The 25147-nt window shown below is 53.6% G+C and carries 19 protein-coding genes; 9 read left to right on the forward strand and 10 right to left on the reverse strand.

Annotated elements, in window-relative coordinates; translation table 11 throughout:
* Positions 1-68 precede the first annotated feature (68 nt).
* On the forward strand, positions 69-1127 hold the full coding sequence (locus tag ACYJL1_RS15555; protein WP_460896221.1) for an SDR family oxidoreductase: 1059 nt from the start codon (positions 69-71) through the stop codon (positions 1125-1127).
* 60 nt (positions 1128-1187) lie between these two features.
* Here ACYJL1_RS15555 and ACYJL1_RS15560 read toward each other — a convergent pair whose 3' ends face one another.
* The 4 genes from ACYJL1_RS15560 to ACYJL1_RS15575 all read right to left on the reverse strand — a co-directional run bounded on the left by ACYJL1_RS15560 (position 1188) and on the right by ACYJL1_RS15575 (position 6751).
* Positions 1188-3314: a mechanosensitive ion channel family protein gene (locus ACYJL1_RS15560; protein ID WP_460896222.1), complete on the reverse strand. Its 2127-nt coding sequence runs from the start codon at positions 3312-3314 to the stop codon at positions 1188-1190.
* Between the two features lie 188 nt (positions 3315-3502).
* Positions 3503-4039, reverse strand: coding sequence for a DinB family protein (locus ACYJL1_RS15565; RefSeq protein WP_460896223.1), 537 nt, complete (start codon positions 4037-4039; stop codon positions 3503-3505).
* 23 nt (positions 4040-4062) lie between these two features.
* Positions 4063-5568: an IMP dehydrogenase gene (gene guaB / locus ACYJL1_RS15570; protein ID WP_460896224.1), complete on the reverse strand. Its 1506-nt coding sequence runs from the start codon at positions 5566-5568 to the stop codon at positions 4063-4065.
* A 196-nt stretch (positions 5569-5764) separates the two neighbouring features.
* Complete coding sequence (locus tag ACYJL1_RS15575) at positions 5765-6751, reverse strand: MBL fold metallo-hydrolase (protein WP_460896225.1); 987 nt, start codon at positions 6749-6751, stop codon at positions 5765-5767.
* A 192-nt stretch (positions 6752-6943) separates the two neighbouring features.
* On the opposite strand from ACYJL1_RS15575, the gene ACYJL1_RS15580 reads away from it, so the two are divergent.
* Positions 6944-8347, forward strand: a complete 1404-nt coding sequence (locus ACYJL1_RS15580) for a DHA2 family efflux MFS transporter permease subunit (protein WP_460896226.1) — start codon at positions 6944-6946, stop codon at positions 8345-8347.
* Positions 8348-8350: 3 nt separating this feature from the next.
* Here ACYJL1_RS15580 and ACYJL1_RS15585 read toward each other — a convergent pair whose 3' ends face one another.
* The 3 genes from ACYJL1_RS15585 to ACYJL1_RS15595 all read right to left on the reverse strand — a co-directional run bounded on the left by ACYJL1_RS15585 (position 8351) and on the right by ACYJL1_RS15595 (position 11662).
* The gene (locus ACYJL1_RS15585; RefSeq protein WP_460896227.1) at positions 8351-9061 is read right to left on the reverse strand and encodes an RlmE family RNA methyltransferase; all 711 of its coding nucleotides are present in this window, start codon (positions 9059-9061) and stop codon (positions 8351-8353) included.
* Between the two features lie 48 nt (positions 9062-9109).
* Positions 9110-10579, reverse strand: coding sequence for a Ppx/GppA phosphatase family protein (locus ACYJL1_RS15590; protein WP_460896228.1), 1470 nt, complete (start codon positions 10577-10579; stop codon positions 9110-9112).
* Positions 10580-10696: 117 nt separating this feature from the next.
* Complete coding sequence (locus ACYJL1_RS15595) at positions 10697-11662, reverse strand: NAD-dependent epimerase/dehydratase family protein (RefSeq protein ID WP_460896229.1); 966 nt, start codon at positions 11660-11662, stop codon at positions 10697-10699.
* Positions 11663-11888: 226 nt separating this feature from the next.
* On the opposite strand from ACYJL1_RS15595, the gene ACYJL1_RS15600 reads away from it, so the two are divergent.
* From ACYJL1_RS15600 to ACYJL1_RS15630, 7 genes are all read left to right on the forward strand, one after another.
* Positions 11889-12065, forward strand: a complete 177-nt coding sequence (locus ACYJL1_RS15600) for a hypothetical protein (RefSeq protein ID WP_460896230.1) — start codon at positions 11889-11891, stop codon at positions 12063-12065.
* Between the two features lie 327 nt (positions 12066-12392).
* Entirely contained in the window at positions 12393-12533 is a 141-nt protein-coding gene (locus tag ACYJL1_RS15605; protein WP_307283087.1) for a hypothetical protein, read from the forward strand.
* Positions 12534-12663: 130 nt separating this feature from the next.
* A complete protein-coding gene (locus ACYJL1_RS15610) occupies positions 12664-12861 on the forward strand; it encodes a hypothetical protein (RefSeq protein ID WP_460896231.1) in 198 nt (65 codons plus the stop codon).
* Positions 12862-12911: 50 nt separating this feature from the next.
* Positions 12912-13184, forward strand: a complete 273-nt coding sequence (locus ACYJL1_RS15615) for a hypothetical protein (protein ID WP_460896232.1) — start codon at positions 12912-12914, stop codon at positions 13182-13184.
* A gap of 324 nt (positions 13185-13508) precedes the next feature.
* Complete coding sequence (locus ACYJL1_RS15620; RefSeq protein WP_091881096.1) at positions 13509-13718, forward strand: cold-shock protein; 210 nt, start codon at positions 13509-13511, stop codon at positions 13716-13718.
* A gap of 257 nt (positions 13719-13975) precedes the next feature.
* Entirely contained in the window at positions 13976-15232 is a 1257-nt protein-coding gene (locus ACYJL1_RS15625; RefSeq protein WP_460896233.1) for a D-amino acid dehydrogenase, read from the forward strand.
* A 156-nt stretch (positions 15233-15388) separates the two neighbouring features.
* Positions 15389-15727, forward strand: a complete 339-nt coding sequence (locus ACYJL1_RS15630; RefSeq protein WP_460896234.1) for an RcnB family protein — start codon at positions 15389-15391, stop codon at positions 15725-15727.
* 39 nt (positions 15728-15766) lie between these two features.
* Here the strand turns inward: ACYJL1_RS15630 and pbpC are convergent, their stop codons facing one another.
* The 3 genes from pbpC to ACYJL1_RS15645 form a co-directional block, all read right to left on the reverse strand.
* Positions 15767-17851: a penicillin-binding protein 1C gene (gene pbpC, locus ACYJL1_RS15635; RefSeq protein ID WP_460896235.1), complete on the reverse strand. Its 2085-nt coding sequence runs from the start codon at positions 17849-17851 to the stop codon at positions 15767-15769.
* A complete protein-coding gene (locus ACYJL1_RS15640) occupies positions 17851-23295 on the reverse strand; it encodes an alpha-2-macroglobulin family protein (protein ID WP_460898069.1) in 5445 nt (1814 codons plus the stop codon). Before ACYJL1_RS15640 ends, pbpC begins: the two co-directional genes overlap by 1 nt.
* Positions 23296-23457: 162 nt before the next feature.
* The gene (locus ACYJL1_RS15645) at positions 23458-25113 is read right to left on the reverse strand and encodes an OFA family MFS transporter (RefSeq protein WP_460896236.1); all 1656 of its coding nucleotides are present in this window, start codon (positions 25111-25113) and stop codon (positions 23458-23460) included.
* Between the last annotated feature and the right edge of the window lie 34 nt (positions 25114-25147).

Consider the following 25147-nt stretch of genomic DNA (forward strand, 5'->3'; position numbering starts at 1 on the left):
ATTTTTGAGCGTCTACACAAAGTTTTTCACATGGATAATCTTCACTTAGTGCAAATGGAGTTATTCAAATGGTCGGAACACATAAAAAAGCAGTGGTGGTCGGTGCCAATGGCATTATCGGCGGAAATCTTATTGCGCATCTGGTGGAGCTTGCGGATTGGGACATTGTTGGCCTCTCGCGACGCGGCGGAGAGACCGTCGGCAAGGTCAGTCATATCGCCGTGGATCTTCTCGACGCGGCAGATGCACAAGCGAAGCTTGGCAACCTTACCGATGTCACTCATATATTTTACGCGGCCTATCAGGACCGCCCAAGCTGGGCGGAGCTGGTAGCGCCCAATCTGGCAATGTTGGTCAATGCGGTAAATGCAATCGAGCCAATTGCTCCAAGCCTCGAACATATCAGCCTCATGCAGGGCTATAAGGTCTACGGTGCACACCTTGGTCCGTTTAAAACGCCTGCACGCGAATCCGATGCCAATCATATGCCACCGGAATTCAACATTGATCAGCAGAATTTTCTTGAGGCCTCGCAAAAGGGTAAAGCGTGGAGCTGGTCAGCCTTGCGGCCTTCAGTGGTGATCGGCTTTGCTCTGGGAAATCCCATGAATCTGGCGTCTGTGATTGCAGTCTATGCATCGATGTCCAAAGAGCTTGGCATTCCATTGCGTTTTCCCGGAAAACCGGGCGCATATCACAGTCTCTTGGAAATGACCGATGCCGGCTTGTTGGCGCGCGCAACTGTATTCATCGCCACCAGCCCGCAATGCGGCAATCAGGCCTTCAACATCAATAATGGCGACCTCTTCCGCTGGAGTGAATTATGGCCCAGGATCGCCCAATATTTCGGGTTGGAAGTCGCCCCGCCTTTGCCCATGTCGCTCAATGTCATCATGGCTGACAAGGAGCAACTTTGGGAGGAGATGATAACAAGACATAGCCTCACACCAACAGCCTATTCCGACGTTTCGGCCTGGGGTTTCGGGGACTTTGTTTTTGGCTGGGATTACGATTTCTTTGCCGACGGGACGAAGCTGCGCCGTGCCGGTTTTCATAATTATATTGATACGGAGGAAATGTTTATGCGCGTCTTTGATGACCTGAAGACACGCAAGATCATTCCTTAGCGCCTTTCTTGCTTCAATAGAATCGTGCTGCAATCGGGCAAAACTGCACTCTGAAAGGTTCTAAGTTTCTGCGTCAGCAGCCTTGGCCACTGCTGCACGTTTGCGCCGTGCAGTAACGGTTTGAGCGACGGCAGTCGCACTGTCTTCACCCTTCTGCACATGCACCGTCGGAAAGGGCAGTTCTATATTGTTTTCTTTAAATACCTTTTGGACCGCACTGAAGAATTTACGCTTCATCGCAAACGCCCCGCCGGGCCTGGTTGTTACCTTCATACGCAGGACGATTCCGTATTCGCCAAACTCCTGCACACCTTGCATTTTAATCGGCTCGATGACCCAAGGAGCAAATTCGGGATCTCCTGCCAGCTCAATACCCACACGCTTGATGATTTTTCGTGCCATTTCAACGTCCGTATCATACCCGACTGTGATGTTGAATTTGTCCGTTCTCCAGTCGCGACTCTGGTTTTGCACGGCTCCCAACTCGCCGAAGGGTATGGTGAAAACCGGGCCGCGATGGTGCCGAAGTTTGATCGAGCGCAGGCTGAAGCTCTCAACCACGCCCATATACTTACCGCTGCTGATATATTCACCAATCCGGAAAGCATCGTCGAGCAGGTAGAAGACACCCGATATGACGTCCTTTACGACTGTCTGCGCTCCAAAGCCAATGGCGACACCCACGACGCCGGCACCGGCAATCAACGGCCCGATCTGAATTCCGATTGAGGAAAGAACCATCAGGATCGCCATGACTAGCAGCGAGGCGAAGAGAATGTTCTGTATGATCGGCAGCAAAGTGCGCAACCGTGCCTGCTGTGGATCAACCTCAGCATGCTCTTCCTGTGGTGCATGATGATGGACACCGAGCTTCCGCTCAATCAACGCCTTTATGATGCTCCAGCCGAAATCTGCGGCAAGGGCAATGATGAGTGTGTTGACGAGACCGCGCACAATCAACGTCGTCGTCGGGTCCTGCATATTCTGCATGCTCGACATGCTCACGCCCCACATGCGCGCCGTGATGAATATAGCAAGCAAGATCAACGCAATCCGGATGCCTCGATCAACGACCGCAAGCGTAACGGCGGGAATTGTCGCGCCGCCTGCTTCTTCTGTCGCGGGGCGTAGTATGAAGTGAACCGCCTTGTGCGCAATAATAACGAGCAGCGGAATCAAAAAAACAAGCAGGACAACCGAGAAGAGCACCCAAGCGCCAGTCAAGTGCAGTAGCCATAATCCGACGAAATAGACGGTAAATAACCAGGTCGCAGCGACGTGGCTCACCCACCGCTTCTCCCCCTCCATGATTGGCGTGGGCGGGCGGCGCCAGACCGCCACAAGTGCCAGACACAACAGCACAAAACTTGCTGGTATTGCCAGCGCGGCAATGCCATCCGAGGTTAAGCCCAGAGGTGGAAGCAACGAGAATGTAGCGTCCACGAATAGAAACCAACCCGCTATGATGACGAGCCAAAAACCCCAATGATCGGCAGTCTCATCCGATATGGGCAAAGCGCGCACTTCCTTCGAGTGAGCCACCTGCATGACGGATGTCACCAGCCCCGCCTTGCAAAACACGTTCACAGCCCATGTTCCAGTTGCCGCCGTGAGGTACGCGAGCACGATTTCACGCAGCAATGGTGGCCAATCAAAGATCATGAATGCGCCGGTGCTGCCCACACTGAAAGCAAGGACCATGAGGCCGGAATATAGAAAACGGGCGCTGATTTTCTTGGCACGGCCTTGAGGCGTATCTTTCGACAGGCCGATGATCCATCGACGAAAGCGCACGGTTAAACGATAGACCAGCCTCTGCAAGGCAATACCAGCCGCAATAAATACAAACACGAGGAGGAGCACACCGACGAGTCCCCGGTCGCTCAACTCCGACATAACCGTTGATCGCGCCTGCGTGAATTGCCGCGGCAGATCGGGAATAGTCTTGGCCGTACGTTCAATATGTTGTTTTACATTCTCCAAAGACGAAGACACCATGGATTTTGGCATGGTGCTTGTTTCAGGGGACTGAGCATCGGCAGAAGCGCTTGTCTCCGGTTTTGCCAGTTCCTTTTCCAGCCATGTCTTTACCTCAGGGTCAGACAGCAACTGGATAAGTTGATTAACTTTCGCCGGTGCCGGCGGCTCAGCATCAGACACCGTTTGAGCAAATACGAGCGATGTCATCAAAAACACCGCAGCAGAAACGCTGATCAGTATTTTTAGTAATGCAGGATGCATAACAGTCATGGGCTGCCATCAACGAAAAGAGTAACACACCTGCACGGATCGGCTTTGGCCAATCCCGGCAGTATTATGATTTATCTACCACAATCCGGGAAGTCTTGTCTGTCAACAAAGAAGGTTGCAGGGTTTCAGGTATAAGGTTCGCCTTGCCTGCGTGGCTTGTCGTAATTGAGAAAAAATTCATCAAGCTGCGGGGGTGGAACATTTGTCCCAGCGAGCATGGCATGCGCTTGCCCGCGATGGTGAATCTGATGCACAAAAAGATGCGATAGAATGAGATGGATCGGTTCGAGGGAAGTATCTCCTGCTCCCCAAGTGATCGTAACGAGGCGGTTCAAGTCAGGCACACTCAACCCGCCACAAAACGCGATCAGCGATCTGTCGAACTTTTCCTGCGCTCTCTTCAAATCACTGGCAGCAGGGAATGGCACATCCCCTTCCAGTCCTATATTTGCGCGCCCGACACCACTCATGTCAGCCATATACATATGGTCGACAATCAGGTTGTGGTTGAGGGTGAGCTGTAGTGACGGGAAAAAACTCGTGCACTCTTGGGCGAACTCGGCCGGAGACAGCTGTTCACAGGCACTCAAAAGTCGATGATTGGACCAGGCGCTGTTGCGCGCCATGGCCGAAAAGTGATCGTGGAGGGCGGTGTCAGACATCGCCCTCACCTGTCAGACGAATATCAGTTACCGCCCGGATAGTTCGGGCTTTCACGGGTGATGGTGACATCATGAGTGTGACTCTCGCGCAGACCGGCATTGGTAATACGGACAAATGTAGCCTTTTCGCGGAATTCTTCCAGATTTTTCGCACCGACATAACCCATGGAAGCGCGCAGGCCACCAGCGAGTTGATGCAGAACACCGGAAACCGGGCCCTTATAGGCAACCTGCCCTTCAATGCCCTCAGGAACAAGCTTCAACTCGTCGCGGACTTCCGCCTGGAAATAGCGATCTGCCGATCCACGTGCCATTGCGCCCACCGAGCCCATGCCGCGATAGGCTTTGAAGGAACGACCCTGATACAAATAGACCTCGCCAGGGCTTTCTTCTGTGCCTGCGAGCGCCGATCCTGCCATGGCAGCAGATGCGCCGGCAGCCAATGCCTTGGCGAAGTCGCCCGAATATTTGATGCCACCATCGGCAATAACGGGAATATCAGCTTTGTGAGCAGCTTCCACAGCGGCCATGATGGCGGAAAGCTGCGGCACGCCGACACCGGCAACGATGCGGGTGGTGCAGATTGAACCCGGTCCAATACCGACCTTGACTGCATCAGCGCCCGCATCAATCAGAGCCTGTGTTCCTGCAGCAGTCGCGACGTTACCGGCGATGATCCGCACGGCATTTGACATCTTCTTGGCGCGGGTAACAGCATCGAGCACGCGCTGGGAATGACCATGGGCCGTGTCAATGACAAGGATATCGACGCCCGCAGCGATCAGACGTTCCGCACGCTCAAAACCATCTTCGCCGACGCTTGAAGCAGCGGCGACGCGCAAACGACCCTGCGCATCTTTTGCTGCATTCGGGTTAAGCTGCGACTTCTCCATGTCCTTGACAGTGATCAAGCCGACGCAGTGGCCTTTATTGTCTACGACCAGCAGCTTCTCAATGCGGTGCTGATGCAGCAAGCGCTTGGCTTCCTCATGCTGAACATTGTTCTCGCGAACCGTGATCAGGTTTTCGCGAGTCATGAGTTCGTAAATTTTCTGTGCCGGATCAGAGGCAAAGCGCACGTCGCGGTTTGTCAGGATACCGACGAGACGTCCCGGCTTACGGCTGCCCTCACCTGCATTTTCGACGACTGGAATACCGGAAATGCCATGGGCGCGCATCAGGGCCTGCGCATCGGCAAGCGTGGCATCCGGGCCGATGGTCACTGGATTGACGACCATGCCGGATTCGAATTTTTTGACCTGATAGACCTCTTCAGCCTGCAATTCAGGGGACAGATTGCGGTGGATGACGCCCATGCCACCTGCCTGCGCCATGGCAATCGCAAGCCGTGATTCGGTCACGGTATCCATGGCGGCGGATAGCAGAGGCAGATTCAACTCGATGTCAGCCGCAATGCGCGTGCGGATATCTGTCTGGCCAGGCATAACTTCGGAATGACCAGGTTGCAGCAGGACATCATCAAATGTCAGAGCCAGTGCGCCAGTTGCGGATTCAACGATTCTTGCCATTACCAATTCCTAACTACGGCTAATACGACTAAAGGACGCGCCACGTGGGGTGGAGCGTCTATCAAGGTCTATTCAAGTGAATTGGCACGGGCTGGTAACATGCTTATGTCAGTTTGAAAAGCCGTAAACGCAACTCCTAGCTCTTTACGCCCTATTCAGACACATAATATTGCAATTGCTGCACCCAAAACGCTCCTCATCCAACATCGAACTGATAGGATGCAGGCACGAAACGATAGCCAGTTTCCAGCTTTTCCGCATACCCAACGCCGGGGAACGGCATGTGGTAACCGATGAAAGGAACCTTATCAGCAGCGATCTTATCGAACACCCGTTTGCGCGTCTCAGCCGCCATGGCTTTGTCAACATCAAAGCTTACTTCCCATTCAGGACGCTGCAATGATGCCACGAAGTGATTGGCAGTATCGGCCGTCAAAACCAGACGTTTTCCAGCCGATTCAACGTGAAAAATCATGTGTCCCGGCGTGTGGCCATAGGCTGCTTCACTCACAATACCCGGCACCACTTCATCGCCAGCATTGATGAAAGTGAATTTATCAGCAAGCGGCTTGACCTTGGCATTCACGGCCTTTGCATTATTTTCGGCCGGGGTACCGGTGCGGGCGGAATCTGTCCAGAAATCATACTCAATCTGGCCGCCTATATAACGCGCATTGGCGAAAACCGGTGTATCGCCGTTCATCAGACCGTTAATATGGTCCCCATGCATATGGGTAATGAGCACAATAGTAACCTGATTCGGCGTATATCCGGCTGCCTTCATGTTATTTTCCAGTTGGCCCAAACCGTTTTCACGTCCAGCAGCGCCAAAGCCGGTGTCAACCAACACCACCTCGGAACCGGTATTGATCAAAACAGGTATGAAACCATTGACGAATTTGGTTTCAGGCAAAAAGTTATTGCGCATCAATTCGGCAACTGTTTCCTGCGTTTGATTGGCACCGAAAGTCGGATGCGGACCATCGCCCGGACGCAAACCGTCCAGCAGAGTGGTTATCTCGAAGTCACCAAGCTTGAAACGCTTAAAGCCAGGGGATTTTATATCTGACTGCGGCGCGGCGGCTTCGGCGGTGCCTGTCATGAAATTGGCTGTCGCCAGCCCGCCAGCCATTACGGTGGAAGCCAGAAACAGATCTCGGCGCGAAATCTCAAATGTTGACATGGATCAATCTCCTTGATTTGCGAATGCTATTTCTGGTTGTAACGCGCAAAGGCCGAAAACAAAGGCGTTGTCAGATCACTTCTGTTTGATCGGCGCTTGAGCGCAAGCATGGCGAGTGCTATCGCAGCGCCCATAAGATGTTATCCGGCGTCGGATGCGCCTTTCTCAGAGCATTGAGAACTGGATCAGATTTTGAATCGTGTTGTTCCACTCGTCCTCGCCGTCGCCCTTTTCATGGAGCAGATGGACTCGACCGTCATCTCAACTTCGCTACCAGCCATTGCAGCGGATATCGGCACGAGCCCAATAGCACTGAAATTAGCGCTGACAGCCTATCTGGTTTCGCTGGCAGTTTTCATTCCCGTAAGCGGGTGGATGGCTGACAGATTCGGTGCGAAAAACGTATTTCGTGCGGCAATCGTGGTGTTTGTTCTCGGTTCCATCGCCTGCGCGGTATCCAATTCGTTGTTGGCCTTCGTCATATCGCGCTTTCTTCAGGGCGTTGGCGGTGCGATGATGACGCCTGTGGGGCGCCTTGTCCTTGTGCGCTCAACGCCACGCAACGAACTTGTGAGCGCAATGGCGTGGCTCACCATGCCTGCACTGATCGGTCCCTTATTAGGCCCGCCTGTGGGTGGCTTTCTTACAACCTATTTCAGTTGGCACTGGATTTTCCTGATCAACGTGCCAATAGGAATAATCGGCATCTGGTTTGCAACACGCTATCTGCCTTCAGTGGAAACACTCGTACGGCGACCACTTGATGTTATCGGCTTCTTTTTGAGCGGAACCGCCGCATCCGGCGTGGTATTCGGATTGTCGGTTGTCAGCCTGCCTGCACTGCCCTCATGGATAGGACTAACAACGCTCGCTGTAGGAGTTATATCTACTGTTCTTTACCTCTTTCATGCACGCAATAAGCCGGAGCCTTTGCTGGCACTCGATCTTTTCAAGAATCAAGTATTTCGAGCATCCATCGTCGGTGGCAGCCTGTTTCGTATTGGGGTCGGTGCCGTTCCGTTCCTTCTGCCGCTGATGTTTCAGATCGGCTTCGGCATGACGCCCTTCCAATCAGGCATGATTACATTCGTCTCGGCTCTCGGGGCGATGAGCATGAAGCTTGTGACAAAGTGGTTCTACGCCAAGACAGGTTTCCGTAACTCGCTCATGTATGGGTCTGTCGTCGCTGCGGCCTTTATTGCGGTCAATGGCCTGTTCACACCGGCAACGCCCTATTGGATAATGATCCTGTTATTGCTTGCTGGCGGCTTTTTTCGTTCGCTGTTCTTTACCGGAACCAATGCGCTGGCCTATGCTGATATTCCCAATGAACAGACCAGCCAGGCCACGCCGATCAGCTCTGTCGCTCAGCAAATTTCGATAGCTCTGGGCGTTGCTGTCGCTGGCGGCATTCTTGAAATATCGACAAAGCTGCATGGAGGACCGCTGCAACTATCAGACTTTCATATGGCATTCTTTATCGTTGCCGCCATTTCCGGGCTGGCTTGCCTGTCGTTTCGTGGCTTGAAAGCAGATGCCGGGGCGGAAGTTTCCGGCCACCGGCCACTGATCAAAGTGGAATCACCAGCTGAATAGCAATCAGACGTCTCTTCCCTTGAAGTCTCGGGCCAAAAGATAAAGTTCGACAGACTCAGCGCGGGACGCCGGTGGCTTGACGTGATGCACTGACTTGAAGTGCTTTTTCAGCAATGTCAGCACTTCATTTTCAGTGCCGCCCTGAAAGGTCTTGGTCAGGAAATGGCCACCCGGACGCAGGACAGACACGGCAAAATCGGCGGCAACCTCGCACAGATGCGTCGTACGTATATGATCCGTACGGCGGTGACCTGTCGTTGGAGCAGCCATGTCAGACATCACAATATCGGGCTCTCCCCCTAAGGCTTCTATTAACTTTTCCGGTGCAGCATCGTCGAGAAAATCCATCTCAAGCAAGGTCACACCCGGCAGCGGGTCGATATGCAGATAATCAATACCAACGACTGTCGGCTGATGTGCGGGCGATTCCACGATAGAGGCAGCAATCTGGCTCCATCCGCCAGGAGCGGCGCCGAGATCGATAATACGCTGACCCTTTTTCAGGATCTTGTAACGGTCGTCTATCTCAATGAGCTTGTAGGCCGCGCGCGAACGATAGCCATCCGCCTTCGACCGCTGGACATAGGGATCGTTGATGTGGCGCTCAAGCCAGCGGCGCGAGGACTCCTTGATCGTCCCGGCCTTCTTCTTGATCTTGGTGTGCAGCCCGCGCGTACCTGTGCCGCCGCGTCCGCCTGTTGTCGTTTTAGCCATTTGGGCCCCTATTTTCCGCATTGCGATCAAGCAATGCACAATCTTGCTTTAAGCGCTGGGACGAAGCCAGCGATTGCGCCACGCGCCATCGCGCGACATGAGTTCGGTTAAAATGCCTTCACGAAGGCCGCGATCAGCAACGCGCAATTTCTGGCTCGGCCACACATTGCGAATGGCATCCAGAATTGCGCAACCGGCAAGAACCAGATCAGCCCGATCTGCGCCGATACAAGGATTTGCGACACGCTCGTCGAAGCTCCACGATAGAAGCCTGCTGGTCATTTCCGTCACATCGTCATTCTGCATCCAGATGCCATCAATCCGGCGACGATCATAACGTTCCAGTCCAAGATGAATACCGGCAAGCGTCGTTACCGTTCCGGACGTTCCAAGCAAATGGAAGTTCTGGCTTTTGACCAAATCGCCGAGCTTATGACGCTCTGTAAATTCATTAATGAGTTCAGCAACATGATCGACCATGACTGCGAAATTATCCGTGGTCACGTCGCGACCACCGAAGCGTTCGGCAAGTGTTACAACGCCAACCGGCAGCGACGTCCAGGCGATAATGTGTTCCGCCAGCCGGGGTGAGCGACGCTCCGAAACGTCGATCAACGCAATTTCGGAAGATCCTCCGCCAATGTCGAAAAGGACCACCGCATCGGTTTCCCGTTCAACCAAAGTACCACAGCCCGAAACAGCAAGCCGCGCCTCGGTTTGACGATTGATGATTTCGAGATCCAGACCCGTTTCATCCTTAACCCGCGCAAGAAACTCTTCTCCATTGGACGCCTGACGACAAGCCTCAGTGGCAATCAGTCGTGCACGGCGCACATCATGACTATCAAGTTTGTCCCGGCAAATTTTCAATGCCTCAACAGCACGATTCATGGCGTTATCGTTCAGTCGGCCTGTTGCGCCAAGCCCTTCACCAAGTCGTACGATGCGGGAAAATGCGTCAACGACCCGAAACTGGCCCGGGCGCGTGGGAGAAGCAACGAGCAGCCGGCAATTATTCGTACCCAGATCCAACGCAGCATATAATGCTGCTCCGGAATGCCGGTTGTCTTTGCGGGCGACATCTTGAACTACAGGCTGTGGCGCTGCCAATGGCTGCACTTGCAGGGCAACTACACCGGCTTCTGCATTCTGGGCAGAACCTTTATTGCCCGAGCGTCCACGACGGCGAAAGCGATTTGGCCGCCGCTTTTTGGCCGTTTTGGCAGCAGCGTTCACAGGAGGTACAGCGCCGGGCGCAGACGCGGTAGCTGACAAAACATTGTCATTCGAAACAGGAGCCTGTTTCGACTTGCCACGCCGCCTGCGACGCGCACGTTTCCTGGGGTTTTGGTCGAAGCGCCGTTCTTCGGACCCGGATTGGCTGCCCTGTGCCTCTTGCACGGGATCACCATGTTTTCCGAACCCGTTCTTGGCAGAATCGCCTGCACCATTTGGCGCATCAATTCCACCAGACGCCCCATATGACGCGGATAAAGCGCCCAATTCGGGGTCTTTCACTATTCTATCCTTCGAGCACCGCGCGAACCATCAGAGGACGCAAAGCAAGGCGCTTTTTAATTAACGTTGGCGATAATGTAACACGGATTGGCGAATATCCAAGAGACGTTTTACCGCCTAACTGTCGAGAAGGCCTGTCGGGCGCTGTCTGGTTTTTTCAGCCGCCAGTTTTTCAATCTCGCCGACGGTACTTTTGACCGCCTGCCATCCTGTGGTCTGCAACAGCTTCGAACTGGCAACAAGATCGCCATTCAACGTGTCCCAACGATCCTGCTGTCCGGTTAAACGCGCCGCTATGCCCATGACCCAGACAGGACAGGTGAACAACCACGAGCTTCTTTTATTGCCGCCACGCAGAGCGCCAAGTATCTGGGGAACTGTCACCGGGTGGCTGTCTGCAACGATAAATGTGCCGCCGTCGGTTTTCGGTTGCTTTAGGCAGTGGGTTACAGCGTCACAAAGCGACGAACGATCGACAAGAGACCGCTTGCCGACAAGCGCTTTGAAGGGAAGCGGTATCGGCAATGCCGCAAGTTTCATCAAAGCCGCCATATTGCCCTTTACCCCCGCACCGTAGACCAGAACCGGCCGGAGTATGGTATAGTTTCGCCGGGGCATGACCTTCGCTATCTCAATTTCGGCATTGAGTTTCGACCGACCGTAATCATCAGTGGGCCTTGGATCATCCGTCTCAAGCGCAACACCCTGAGCAATATTGGCACATTGCGCCCTTATCGACGACATGAAAATGAACTTGCCTGTGATGACTTTATCAGCCGCTTTCGCCAGCTTGACTGGAAGGATATGGTTTACCGCGTCATATATCTCAGCGCCATTTTCCAGTCTGGTATGTGCGATGGCTGCCAGATGAACCACATGATCAACGCCATCCAGAATGGCTTCGAAAGCAGCATCAGGCTCGTCGTAAGCCGGCAGACGAATAGCTGGCAGCTTGGCAACACCGCCAGTTGCCCCATCCCTCACGGCAGCGATTACATGATATCCCGATGCCAGCAATTGCTGAACAAGCTCTATTCCAATGAAGCCCGAGCTTCCGGTAACAAGAACAGTAGCCGAAGCCATAGACTCATCCTCACTTCAAAGAACTCTTATCAAGAGCAAGCTACAACCAGCAATAGGTCAGTCATTTATGTGATGGCCCGCCGGAACAAATTATAATCAGTCACGTTACATGGGGCCACATATCAAAAGGGACTGTGCTTTTGATCCTGAAGATTGACAGATGTTCTGATTGATAATTCACGCATAAGTTGTATTAGACCACAGTCACAATTTTGAGACGAATCTCATGCTCGATAATGACCATCAGCCAGTAAAATTGACTGGACTATTGTTCTTGGCTGCAATTGCCGTGATATTTTTAGTTATTGTATGGCTCATTGGTTCGACCTTTGTTCGGTCCGAAACCGAACTTGCCCTGCAAAGCTGGAACCAGCTCGGCATGGTTGGCGTTATCATAGGCTGAACGCTCCGCAACGGGTTCATTCTCACTGGCGCGGTCAGGCAGGAGATCGAAAATGCACTCACGAACTGCCCATTTTTGGTTCAATTTTGCAATATTCGCTGTGTTTATTGCACTGCTGCTTATGCTTAATCCGTAAGTTTGTACGAACAGAGAGCGGCATGGTCGCATACGATAGCCCGTGACAGGCCCGAATTAAACCTCTAAGCTTCCATATTGTAAATCGTCTTTTGGCCAGGCTTGGCTTTTCGCGGCGTCAGAGGTTTCGGCCGCCAATTCATTCCAAATGACCGATTCCGTGAAGTATCCTGTTATAATGTAGGAGGCACCATGGCCAAGGGTCAGCAACGCAGCAACAAAGAAACGCGCAAGCCAAAAAAGGAAAAGGTCGCAGCCAAAGCAGAGGTTCCTTTCAGCTCCATGATGAAAAAAGCTGAGGCAACGACGCCTAAGGGCAAGCCGAAAGCTTGAACCAATATGTGCCGGGACGACATGGCTCAGACCATGCCCCGGCACGCACTTCTTTTCCAGAACAAAAAGAGAACAAAATCCTTTTCAAATATGTTCGGTTGTGGCAGTATTTTTTGGAAAGGAGATTCCTATGAACGCCATCTTGAAACAACCAGAGGATGAAATCGATCAGGCCCTCGCCTATCATCAGGGTGATGCCAGAGCGACCGTAGCTGCTCTTTTAGCTGAGCGCGACTTTCTTTTACGCGAAATCGAATATGCCGCTTTGGCGATGTCATACGGCTTCGCCCGAGGATGGAAGCCCGCCAGTCAAAAGATTGCAAGATAGACTTGGCAGCCATCGCGTGTCATTATTGCAAGCCAACAATGTGAGACACGATGAAACATAGCCCAAAACAATTGCCGGAAGTCGGCGTGCGCCCAAAGCGGGTACTTAGTCCCTCGGAACAGAAAAGTCTGGCTACCACTGCTGCCGCCTCCGCCATTATTAATGACGAAACCAATAAATGGGAGAGCAAGACAGCCCGGCTGAAGGCGCTTCGTCTTGCCAAAGAGGCTGCAGACGAAGCCGAGCGCGCGGCGCAGCCGCCGAAAGCGGCGTCGAAATCCAAAGCTAAAGCCAAGGCGCCCCGGGCTAAAAAAGCCAAGTAATCGCTGCCTGCCCGAGTTTGGAGGGGCTGAGCCTGACATGCTATTTACGATTTGATCTATTCATAAATCGAAAAATAGTTTTCAGTTAAAGCCTAGCGCTTCAATTGATATATTACGGATGGCAAAGTCTTTTTATTTATTTCTGACCGCCTGCATTGACGAAACGGGTGCTTCGTCCTATATGTCTCATATCGGTATTTGGTAGTTAGTTAACAGTTTTATTGCGTCTTGGGCGCTCTGAAAGATCCTTCTTCAAAAATCGAGCTAAAAACTGCATGGCGCGTCGTGCCCTGTATTAAGATATTTCCATTGAAAGGGTTCATCATGAGCACTGGAACAGTAAAGTGGTTCAATTCCACAAAGGGCTTCGGCTTCATTCAACCTGATGACGGTTCGGCAGACGTGTTCGTACACATCTCCGCAGTTGAGCGCGCTGGTATGCGCAGCCTCAATGACGGTCAGAAGATCAGCTTCGAATTGGTCCGTGACAACAAGTCCGGCAAGATGACTGCTGATCAGCTTCAGGCTGGTTGATTATAATTCGTCTTCGCGGTTTTTGACCACGGATGTACTGGCACTGATAGCAAAGACGAGTTTGAGAAGGTCGGGTTTTCCCGGCCTTTTATTTTGCCTGGATTTCTGACGACCCATCAGACCCTTTGCTTTCCCCACGACATTTCAGCGCAATAGCCAAGAAACCACTGGAAAGACTGCGCTTGAACACACAGAGTGCGATTCGTTTATAACAGCCCTGTTTACGGCTGGTGTGTGGTTCGAAGGAGTTCCCGTTCATGAAAGTTCTTGTCCTTGGCAGTGGCGTTGTCGGTGTCACATCGGCCTGGTATCTTGCACAGGCAGGGCATGAGGTCGTGGTTATCGATCGTCAGCCGGGTCCGGCACGGGAAACCAGCTTTGCCAACGCCGGAGAAATTTCGCCCGGATACTCATCGCCATGGGCAGGTCCCGGCGTTCCGGTAAAAGCCATCAAATGGATGCTGATGCATTTTGGACCGCTTGTCGTGCGACCGAAATTCGATCCCTATATGGCGCTGTGGCTGGCAAAGATGCTGCGCAATTGCACATCTGCACGTTATGCTCTCAATAAGTCGCGCATGGTTCCTATTGCAGAATATAGCCGCAACAACCTGAAGGCGCTTCGCGAGGAAACCGGCATCACCTATGATGAGCGCACGCAAGGCACGCTGCAGCTTTTCCGCACCCAGAGCCAATATGACGGAACCGGCGGCGATATTGATGTATTGAAGCAGTTTGGCGTACCTTATAATCTGCTTGACCCTGAAGGCTGCATTGCAGCCGAACCTGCGCTGGCCAATGTGCGCGGAAAGTTTGTGGGTGGTTTACAACTACCCGGTGATGAAACGGGCGACTGCCAGATGTTTACCGAAAAGCTCGCCGCACGCTGTGCCGAAGCTGGTGTAACATTCCAGTTCAACACAACAATCACGTCCATTAATACAAGCACGAACAAGATCGCCAGTGTTTCGACTGAAACGGAAGAATTTACTGCTGATGCCTATGTAATCGCATTTGGCAGCTACTCGCCTTTCCTTCTGCGGCGCATCGGTGTGCATATTCCAGTCTATCCGGTGAAAGGCTATTCAATTACCGTTCCGATCACCGATCCCGATGGTGCACCGGTTTCGACCGTCATGGATGAAAGCTACAAGGTCGCGATCACCCGTCTGGGTGATCGTATTCGTGTCGGCGGCACTGCCGAGATTTCCGGTTATGATCTGACCTTACGTGAAGCACGCCGGGGAACACTGGCCCACTCCGTCGGCGATCTCTTTCCCAAGGGCGGCGATATTTCAAAAGCGAGTTTCTGGACCGGACTACGACCAATGACGCCCGATGGGCCGCCCATCATCGGCGGGGGAACGAAGTATTCCAATCTTTATCTCAATACCGGCCACGGGACGTTGGGATGGACGATGGCATGCGGGTCCGGGCGTGTTCTCGCCGATCTCGTTTCTGGTAAATCGCCAGATGTCGACGCATCACCGCTTAACATCAGCCGCTACGGCTGATGTTAAGACTGCGCAAAATCCGCCCTAAGTGCTTTAAAACATTACAAATTGTTTAGGTCTATATTCAGTTTTCATTCATCTCGCGAGGCATACAACCAGTGCGTGTCTGAACAATCATGGTCTTCCCCAAGCCATGCAGCTCACGAGGAAACGAGAATGAAAAAGATCGCTCTGGCAGCCATTGCCATATCACTCCTTGCCACGCCGGCAGCTTTCGCTCAGCAGCGACATGACCAAGGTCGTCATCATTACGACCAGAAGCGGGAACATGTCGTCAAGAAGCGCGTCGTGACCAAGAAGGTCGTGGTGAAGAAAACACGTTGGTCGCGCGGTCATGCGCTTCCGTCAAACTATCGCCGTCACGTTGTGCGTGATTACAATCGCTATCACCTGCGGACCCCGCCACGTGGCTATCACTGGGTGAAGGCCGACGATAAATATGTGTTGATTGGCATTACATCCGGCATCATTTCGGCACTGGTTCAGGCTCGATAAACACAACAAGAAAAAGCGGCAACCTCCAGCGTCGCTTTTTCAGTCTATAAATACACGAACAGTAGCCGCCCGGCCCATCGAATCGACAACCGTGAGAGTGGAATAGCCCCCGCCATCCGGAGTCCATTGATTGACCCGCCTGCGCGAGGTATCCGGCAAAGGCTTGCCATTGGCGAGCCAACGGAACGGCGCTCTACCTCCTTGTAATTTGAGCACAAGTGGATTGATTTGCCCCCCCGCATTGACACCAAGATCGACCCGGGCGCCTTCCGGCGGATAGATGATCTGCGGCGCGGGTTCACGCGTCGTAGAGGCCAGAAGACCACTTGGTGTCATGGAGAAACGACGCTGGCTTATGGGCAATTCTGCCTGTGCAATGCGCACCGCTCCAGCTGGTGCGCGCGGCAAAGGCGTTATGGCAATACCAGATTTGGCAAAGCCCTCGAACAGGATGGGTGCAGCGGAACCGAACCCTGTTATGCCCGGCACAGTCCCATTATCCGGTCGACCAACCCAGACGCCGAGAACATAGGCTCCGTCAAAACCCACTGACCAAGCGTCACGATAGCCGTAACTTGTGCCTGTCTTATACGCTATGCCCCGCTGGCCTGCCCCAAGAGGTGGCATGACGCCGGACAGGATATCAGCAATATGCCAAGCTGCGACCGGCCCAAGCAATGGCTCGCCCTCTATAACCGCAGGTTTCTCGCGGATACCATCACCCAATTGCACTGGCCTGCCTTGATTGGCAAGCGCCGCATAGAGCTGAACCAGATCTTTTAACGTCGTACCGACGCCGCCAAGGCCAATAGCCAGTCCGGGCGCTTCATTGGCAGGCAGAACCGGACGCACCTCAGCGCGACGGAAACGAACCATCAAGCGCGTCGGGCCAACCACATCGAGCAGCCGGACGGCTGGGACGTTCAATGACAGTTGCAGTGCCTGCCTGACGCTGACATCGCCTTGATAACTCATGTCGAAATTGCGCGGCCGATAGCCAAAAAAATCCGTGGGACGATCCTCAATCATCGTCTCCTGACTGACCAGACCATCTTCAAAGGCCAGCCCATAAATGAAAGGCTTCAGCGTGGAACCCGGCGAGCGATTGATGCGGGTCATGTCGATCCAGCCAGAGCGGCTTCCATCGAAGTAATTGGCGGAGCCAACTTCGCCAATAATTTCGCCCGTGCGAGCATCCGCCATCACCATGGCGATGGACAGTTTCGGACCAAGTTTCGCAGCCGCATCGCGCGCAACTGTCTCAAGCCCTTGCTGGACCTTGCGGCGCAAAGTGGTCTGGTGGCGTTTGACTTGCGGTTCTTTTCGCACGGCAGCCTCCGCAAGGTGGGCGGCAAGGGCGGGGAGTTGAAGACGGCGGGATGAGACAGGGATCAGACTTGCCCGCTCAGCTTCGCCCTCCCCCACAATCTTCTCAACCGCCATGCGCTTGAGAACACGTTCTCGCGCATTCTTAGCTGCGGCGACGTTCCGATCTGGCCTGCGTTTTTCGGGCAATTGCGGCAGAGCGACGAGCAGAGCAGCCTCCGAAACCGTCAAGCGGCGTGGTTCCTTGCCGAAATAGCTGAGGCTTGCTGCGCGGACACCTTCAAGATTACCCCCATAGGGTGCACGGCTGAGATAAAGATCGAGAATCTCTGTTTTGCTCAGACGGCGCTCGATCTGTAAGGCCCGCAAGACCTGTTGAAATTTTGCAGTGAGCGACCGGCCTTCGCGGGGTTCGATAAGCCGGGCGACCTGCATTGACAAGGTAGAGGCACCGGAAACAATGCGCCCATGGGTAACCAGCTGAAATGCAGCGCGGGCCAAGGCAAGAAGATCGACACCACGATGATCCATGAAGCGCTGATCCTCGTAGGCGATCAGCATACGCACAAATTGCGGATCAACATCCTTGGTCTTCGTACCCAGTCGCCATCGACCTTCGGTGGTAGTAAAGGCGCGTAGCAGCTGTCCATCCGCATCCAGCACTTCCGTCGAAATCTCGCGTGCTTTTTCCAAAGGCGGCGGGAAGACACGATCCACCGTGTCCAGTCCAAAGGCCAGCACGGTCGCCAATACGAGATTGACGGAGACGCCGATGCAAAATGTTCGCCATGTGAACATTATTGTGCTTCAACGACCTCCATGCGGCCCGAGGCAGTGCGTGCCGAGAACTGCGGGCGATACATGTCCTCGACGCTGGCTGCCGGATGGCTGTAATTGCCGGGTGTGACGGCGCGCACAACATAAGCGAGGGTAATCTCGCTATTGTCACTTGCTACCCGATCAAAAGCAGCAACAAACCGATCACTACGGAATTCCGTATGCGCTGCCTCGACCTCACCTATCCAATCGAAATTGGTCAGGCTGGCGCTGTTGACCAAGCCGGGATTATCAATCTCGAAACCGGCCGGAAGCAAGTCCGTTACCAGAACACGGGAAGGCCATCTATTGTTCTCGGTGATTTTCAGTACAACAACATAGCGCTCATTTTGCCTGGCTTGTGTGACATTGGCCTCGCTACCGTCGAGCGTGTAGTAGGTGCGTTCAATGTTAAAGCCATCGCCGCTTGCGGGTAGAGGTTGTGACGGAGCTGCCACGGTCGTGACAACCGCAGAGACAGCGGCAGAGCTTGCATTGGCAATTGTGACCGGCGATGCGATAAGTTCATCGCCCGTTATTGTTGACGTATAGCTGCCCGTATGGGCAGAGCCGTTGATGTCGAGCTTCAGATCGCTGTCACCGTCCTGAATTGCACGCGCTGCAAGGAGCATCCATGTCTGCTCCTGCGTACTGGTATAGCGCTTGCTTTCCCATTGCTCGGCAACGATTTTCGAAAGCTGCGGAATGATAGCCGGAACGGGGCGGCTCTCGGCGGCCAGAGCCAAAACAGCAGCGCCATCACGCAAGGATGAACCATAGTCGGAGCGTACGAGGCTCACATTATTCAACAGCGAAGTCTGGCCCACAATGCCGGTGAAAATGCTCTGCGAACGCTGACCATCGCCGTAAAGCGAAAGTGCAGCTGCTATATGGGCTTTTGCAAGAGGGGTTGGGAACTGCGAAAGCATTGTATCTGCATAGTAGCGAAGGTCGCTGATTGCTGCCTTGCGGTTACGTGCCAATACGTAGAGCGCATAGGCAATCTCGTTTCCCTGATCCTTGACATTCACATCGTAGCTCAGCGAATTCTGGAGATTATCCAGCGCCTGCACCAGCGCCTGCTCCGGCACCTCATATTTCTGTTCGCGTGCTCTGGTCAAGAAATCAGTGACATAGGCGTCAAGCCAAAGGTCACCAGAACCCGGACTCCATAAGCCGAAACTACCGGACGATGATTGGTAGGCAAGCACACGGTAGATGGCTTCCTGAACACGCTTTTGCACTTCCCCGTCATCAGCCATACCAGATTTCTTTGCAAGCTCACTCATATAGAGCAAAGGCAAAGCGCGGCTGGTGGTCTGCTCGGCACATCCATAGGGATAACGATCAAGTGTCATCAGCAGAGCAGGAATGTCGAACGCTGCCGACCTCGTGACATTGAGGCTTACCGAAGCGCCCTGAAGAATGCTCCCAGCGAGCAATTCGCTGTCCACTTTGACACTGGCGTTGGGTGCAAGCTTGATTGGTTTGCGAACGGTCATCGGCAAAGTGGCAGGTCGCACGGGTAGATTGAGTGTTTGCTCGAGTGACAATCCGGCGGTGTTTGACAGCTTCACCGAGACAACACCATCGCCGGGATGAACACCAATGAGCGGCAATGTGAGGTCCGACTTGCCGCCAGTAGTCAGATTGATCGCCTGCGATGCGCCGACCTGCTCCACCTGAACGGCTGGATTGCTGGTAACTTGCACCTGATACTCGCCTGCTGGTGCATCCGTATTGGCAATATCCAGCCGCAACGATGCCTTGTCGCCGGGAGTAAGGAATTTGGGCAAGCTTGCTGTCACCACAACCGGATCACGTATGATCACGTCTGACGTGGCATGCCCAACACCAGACTTGGACCAGGCAACAGCCATGACACGCGCCGTGCCATTGAACTGCGGAATATCAAAACTGACATTCGCCTTACCCTCCGCATCCAGCTTTACCGGGCCGGAGAAGAAGGCGACAAGCTTTTCGGTTGGAGGATTGCCTTGCATCGGCATTTGAGCGCCATCGCCGCCGGTGCGCAATCTGCCGGTCACGCCTTGCGAGCCATCGATCAGGCGGCCATAGAGATCGCGGATTTCCAGTCCAAGCTGGCGCTGGCCAAAATACCAATTGTCAGGATCAGGCGCTTCGTAGCGTGTCAGATTAAGAATACCGACATCGACCGCCGCAACGGTAATGAAAGCGTCTTCATTTGCACCGGCACCCGCAACCTGTAATGCAATGTTGAGCGGTTGGCGTGGTTCGGTTTTGTCCGGCGCTTCAAGCGTGACCGCCAGCTTGCGATCACCTGGATTTACATTCAGCCATTTAATGCCAATGGCTCGCATGGGCATACGTGTTTCCTGTGCATCGCCCGGGCGAAACAGCGTCGCCGTGACGTAAGCTCCCGCACCCCATTCGGCAGTGACAGGAATATCAACTTCGCCGCCTTCAACGCCAATGCTGGCTTTGGCCGTGGTCAGCAGGCTTTCAGCGCCGACTGTAACCAGCAGTTCTCCGGCAAAACGCGACGATACTTTGAGCTTGGCGGTTTCTCCAGGCGCATATTGTTCCTTGTCCAGCGCAATTTCCAGACCATCGGGCGTTTCTGTCGAGGTAGCTTCATCATAGTAACCAGCGTCGAACTCTACGCTTGATGTGGGACCATCTGCGGCGGCAGTTTCAACCTCCAACCGGAAGCGTCCCCAAGTCACTGGAACTGAAATGGCTCCCCCATCTGTGGTGACATCGACAGTGCCATTGGCAATCTGCTTGGTCGACAGGATCGGCTCGTACCTCCAGGAACTGCCATCGCGATACCATTGATAGTTTCGCTCGACGCTCAGCAGCTTCCATGAAAGCCCCTGCATGGCTTGCTTCTGCCCATTTTCATCAAGCGTAATTACATTGAACTTGCCGATGGAATTCTCGCCAAGATCGCCCGAAAACTCCGGCTTGATGCCGATCATCGAGCCTTCGGGCTTGACTGGCAGTGTCAATGAACGCTCAACAGCGCGGCCGCCCGCTTCCTTCAACCGCACAACGACATTTGCATTTAAAAGCTGCGTTGTCGAAGGAGCATCGGCAATGGTGACATCAAACGTTGCCTTGCCGTTTTCGTCCAATGCCTCTGCAGCTTCGATCGGCACAGATATTGGTTCGCTTGGCTGTTCGTCGGCCAAACCGAAGAAATAGCCTTTGAAATCCTCTCTTTCGCGTGTCGGCTTGAGGATGACATCGCCTTCTGCAAACAACCCCGCAGCCGGAGCGCCATAGAGATAGCGCCCGTCAATGGTGACAGATGCGGGCTGGTCGATTTCCAATGATTTGGCGTTGCTTGTCAGATCGAACTCAATGCGGTCCGGGACGAAATCCTCGACCATGAATTGCTTTTCGGCAATTGATGATCCCTTTGGATCGGTAAATATCTGCATGGTCCATGTGCCACGCATGGCATTGGCTTGCAATTCCAGATCCAGCGTATGGCCACCAATGTTCTCACCATTGCTGACCATCCGGCGGTCTTCAACACCATCGGGACGCTTGAATACGAAAGTGAGCGGCAGTTTCTCAATGGCATTTGCAGCATTGTCACGCGCAAGAGCCGAGACGTGTACCGTCTCTCCTGCCCTGTAGATACCACGCTCGGTCCACGCCAGAATATCGATAGCCCCGGGCGCGGCGCGGCCCGTCACACCGCGATCCGACAGATCGAAACCGGCGCGGGTCATATCCAAGAATACGTAGTCCGCATCGCCATTTTTGGCAGCGAGTACCGCAGGAACCATCGCTGCCGTTCCGCGCATCAGGCCCGCACTGAAAGTTGCGCGGCCATCTGTATCGGTTATCGCGGTTCCCAGTATTTCGTTGTTCTTGGCAAGAAGCTGCAATTCGACGCCAATAAGCGGCTGTGCAGTCGCCAATGAGCGTACAAATACATTGAGGCCATCCGTGCCTGTATATGTGGAAAGGCCAATATCCGAAACGACGAACCATTGGGTCGCCTGCGTTGCCCAATCATCCTGCTTTGACTCGGCTGATACGGCGGTCAACACATAAACACCTGGCTTGCGTTGCGGCAGAGCTTCATCAACGGGGAAGCTGGTCACCACGTCCTTGTTCAGGTCGGGCTGAATATCAATCGTTCCTTCCCATATGGCCTCGCCCGCCTCATCCTGTAATCTTTGCGCACTGTAACCCTGCAGCTGCGTGAGGAATTGCGAACTTGTCAGTAACGGCGCAATGCCACGATCACCAATGCGATAGAGTTTCAGTTTGGCGCTGCTCGTATTGACCGAAACAATAGGAATGCCGCGCCGGGCCGTGCTTGGCAAAACAAAGCTGTCGCCGGTAAAGCGAACCATTGCCGCGCGATCCTTGACGTAAATATCCAGGTCTACCTGTCCTTCCAGAGACTCACCCACCGATGATGGAAGTCCTGCACGCAGCGCGAGCTTGTATCGCTCGCCATGCGTCAGCCCCTCGACGCAGATCTCACTGGCCTTGGCTTCAACGCTCTTGGCTGGTGCACCATTAAGCGTGACGAAAGGCGCGTAATCGGTGCCCATTTTTACCAATGGTTCCGAGAACTGGACGCAGGCACGTGCTGTCGCACTGTCTGCGTCAATCGTGTGGTTGATCACACGAAAGCCCTGACGCGCCTTCAAATCATTAAGAGCTGCCCGCACTGTCTTTGCTTCGACCAGTTCCAGGCTGGCTTTATAGGCGTTGATGGCTGCCCTGTAATTCTGTGCAATCTCAAGGGACGTTCCCAAAACAAAGAGCGCTTCAGCGCGGCTCTGCGTGGTGCGCGATAATTGATAGGCGTTAAAAGCAGCCAATGCAGACTGACTACCCCTGTAGCGATTACTCCCCGTATTTCCAGTCTTTGCAAGCTCGAGCCACACTTCGCCATTGCCCGGCGCAAGTGCCAATGCCGCCATGTAGTTTGAAATCGCCGGTGTAATTGATCCGTTGGAGGCATCGCTTCTTGCCTGATCAAGCAGATTATCAAAGCCAAGCGTCTTTTGATAATCGCTCACTGGTAGATTGGCTTTGACCTCGCGCGCATCATTGATGAACTGGTCTGAAACAAATTGCACTTTAGGAGCGGCACCAATGTCCGGCTCGACAGTTGTTTCAACGACTTTACCCGCAAAGACACCCGGGAAGCTTTTGAGCTCCTTGAAATCGGATTTCAGAAAGCACCACTTCACTTTGGGATTATAGGTGAAGGCTTTACACGCCTGATCGGCAAGGCAGACTGTCTCGCATTGGTCCAGCGTAACGTCTTCTTCTGTACGCAGATCAAAACCAAAATAATCGCTATCCTTCGTGGTGACGATATCGCGATTAATTTCCGCAGCACCCACCGGTAAATTGGACGCAAAAAATGTGAGGAGAAGAGCAAGAAGCCCGAACCTTGCGCGCATAGACATATCGTCCTCCCAACGCCACCGCTGATCCTGATGGAAGGCACTCTTTAAACTTCGTCATGACTTGTCAACAGAGCATGCAATCTACGATTGCAAACTTTAGCTGTACTTCAAGAAAAGGCCCCATTTCGGGCCTTTTCTCTCAACCAAAAAGATTGTTCACTGAAACAGGATGACTGCCTGTTTGATGGTAATCCAGACACCCCAGAGGATGGGGATGCCAACGGCAGCCCAGGCAAGTGCTGCCTTTGCGTCCAACCCGCCATGGCCTATTCCGAATGAACCGCTCGCACCAGCCTCTGTAACCTTTGTTTTGGCCTGTAGTGCAGCCACTTCCGCATCCGACATGAACCATTTATCAGCCAATGGGCGCACGAACAGATTGGCCACCAAACCGAGCGCCAACATGCCAGCCAGGATGTACATCGTCCGATCATAGACCTGATCACGCGGCACACCGGCGCTGATCTGGAATTCGCGGATGTAATTGACCACAACAGGCCCCACGATACCGGCTGTTGCCCAGGCGGTCAGCAAGCGGCCATGGATGGCACCAACGAACTGCGTACCAAATATATCGGCGAGATAGGCCGGGATAGTGGCAAAGCCGCCGCCATACATCGACAGGATCACACAGAAAATAGCAACAAACAGGGCTTGACTGCCCATATGTGCTGCTGTGGGCGCCAAGGCATAAAGCGCAATGCCGAGTGCAAAGAAGGTATAATAGGTTACTTTGCGGCCAAGGCGGTCGGAAAGCGATGCCCAAAAGAAGCGACCGCCAATATTGAACAGTGAAAGCAGGCCGGTAAAACCGGCTGCAATGGCCGCAACAGCAGTTTTCTGCGATGCATCAAGCTGTGTAAAGCTAACATCGGGGAAGCCAATCAGCTTGCCCGCGAAAATTTCCTGAAGCATTGGTGAAGCCATTCCGATCACACCAATGCCAGCAGACACGTTGAGGCAAAGCACGGCCCAGATGAGCCAGAACTGCTTGGTCTTGTGCGCATCGCGCAAATGCACGTGGCGGGTCGTGATCATCGCCTTGCTGTTAACGGGCGGTGTCCATCCTTCCGGACGCCAGTTTGCCGGTGGAATACGGTAGCCGAATGCACCGCACATCATGAAAACAAAGTAGCCTGCTGCCATGACAAGCAGTGTCTGCCAGACACCAACGGATTCCGGTGTCTTGAAATAATTCATCAAGAGATTGGCCAGCGGCGCTCCAATCATTGCGCCACCACCAAAGCCCATAATCGCCATACCTGTTGCCATTCCACGTCGATCAGGAAACCATTTGATCAAGGTCGAGACAGGAGAAATATAGCCAAGTCCAAGTCCGATACCGCCAATAACACCTGCACCCAGCCACATCAGCCATAATTGATGTGTCATGATGCCGATGGCTGCGATAACCATGCCACCACACCAGCAGAGTGCCGAAACAACGCCGGCCTTGCGAGGCCCTGCACGCTCCAACCAACCGCCCCAAATTGCTGCCGAGCAACCGAGAAGCACGAAAAACAGCGTATAAATCCAGCCGAGATCACTGACACGCCAGTCGCAACTGGTTGTGAACAGCGCGGTTATGAGATTGAGGTCGCCGCAGGCTACCGATTGATCGATCCCGATGGATCGGGACAAAGGAAGCCAGAAAACGCTGAACCCATAGGCCATGCCGATACATAAATGGATTGCCAAGGCGGCCGGCGGGACGAGCCACCGATTGAAACCCGCTTTGGCGATAATGCGTTCGCGGTCCAGAATTCCGGGAGTCCCTATCGAGCCCCCTGCGGTTTGGTCAAATGCTGACATGCGGTCCCCTCACAAGGTTTGCAACCAAAAACAG

The organism is Phyllobacterium sp. K27 (genome assembly GCF_054796155.1).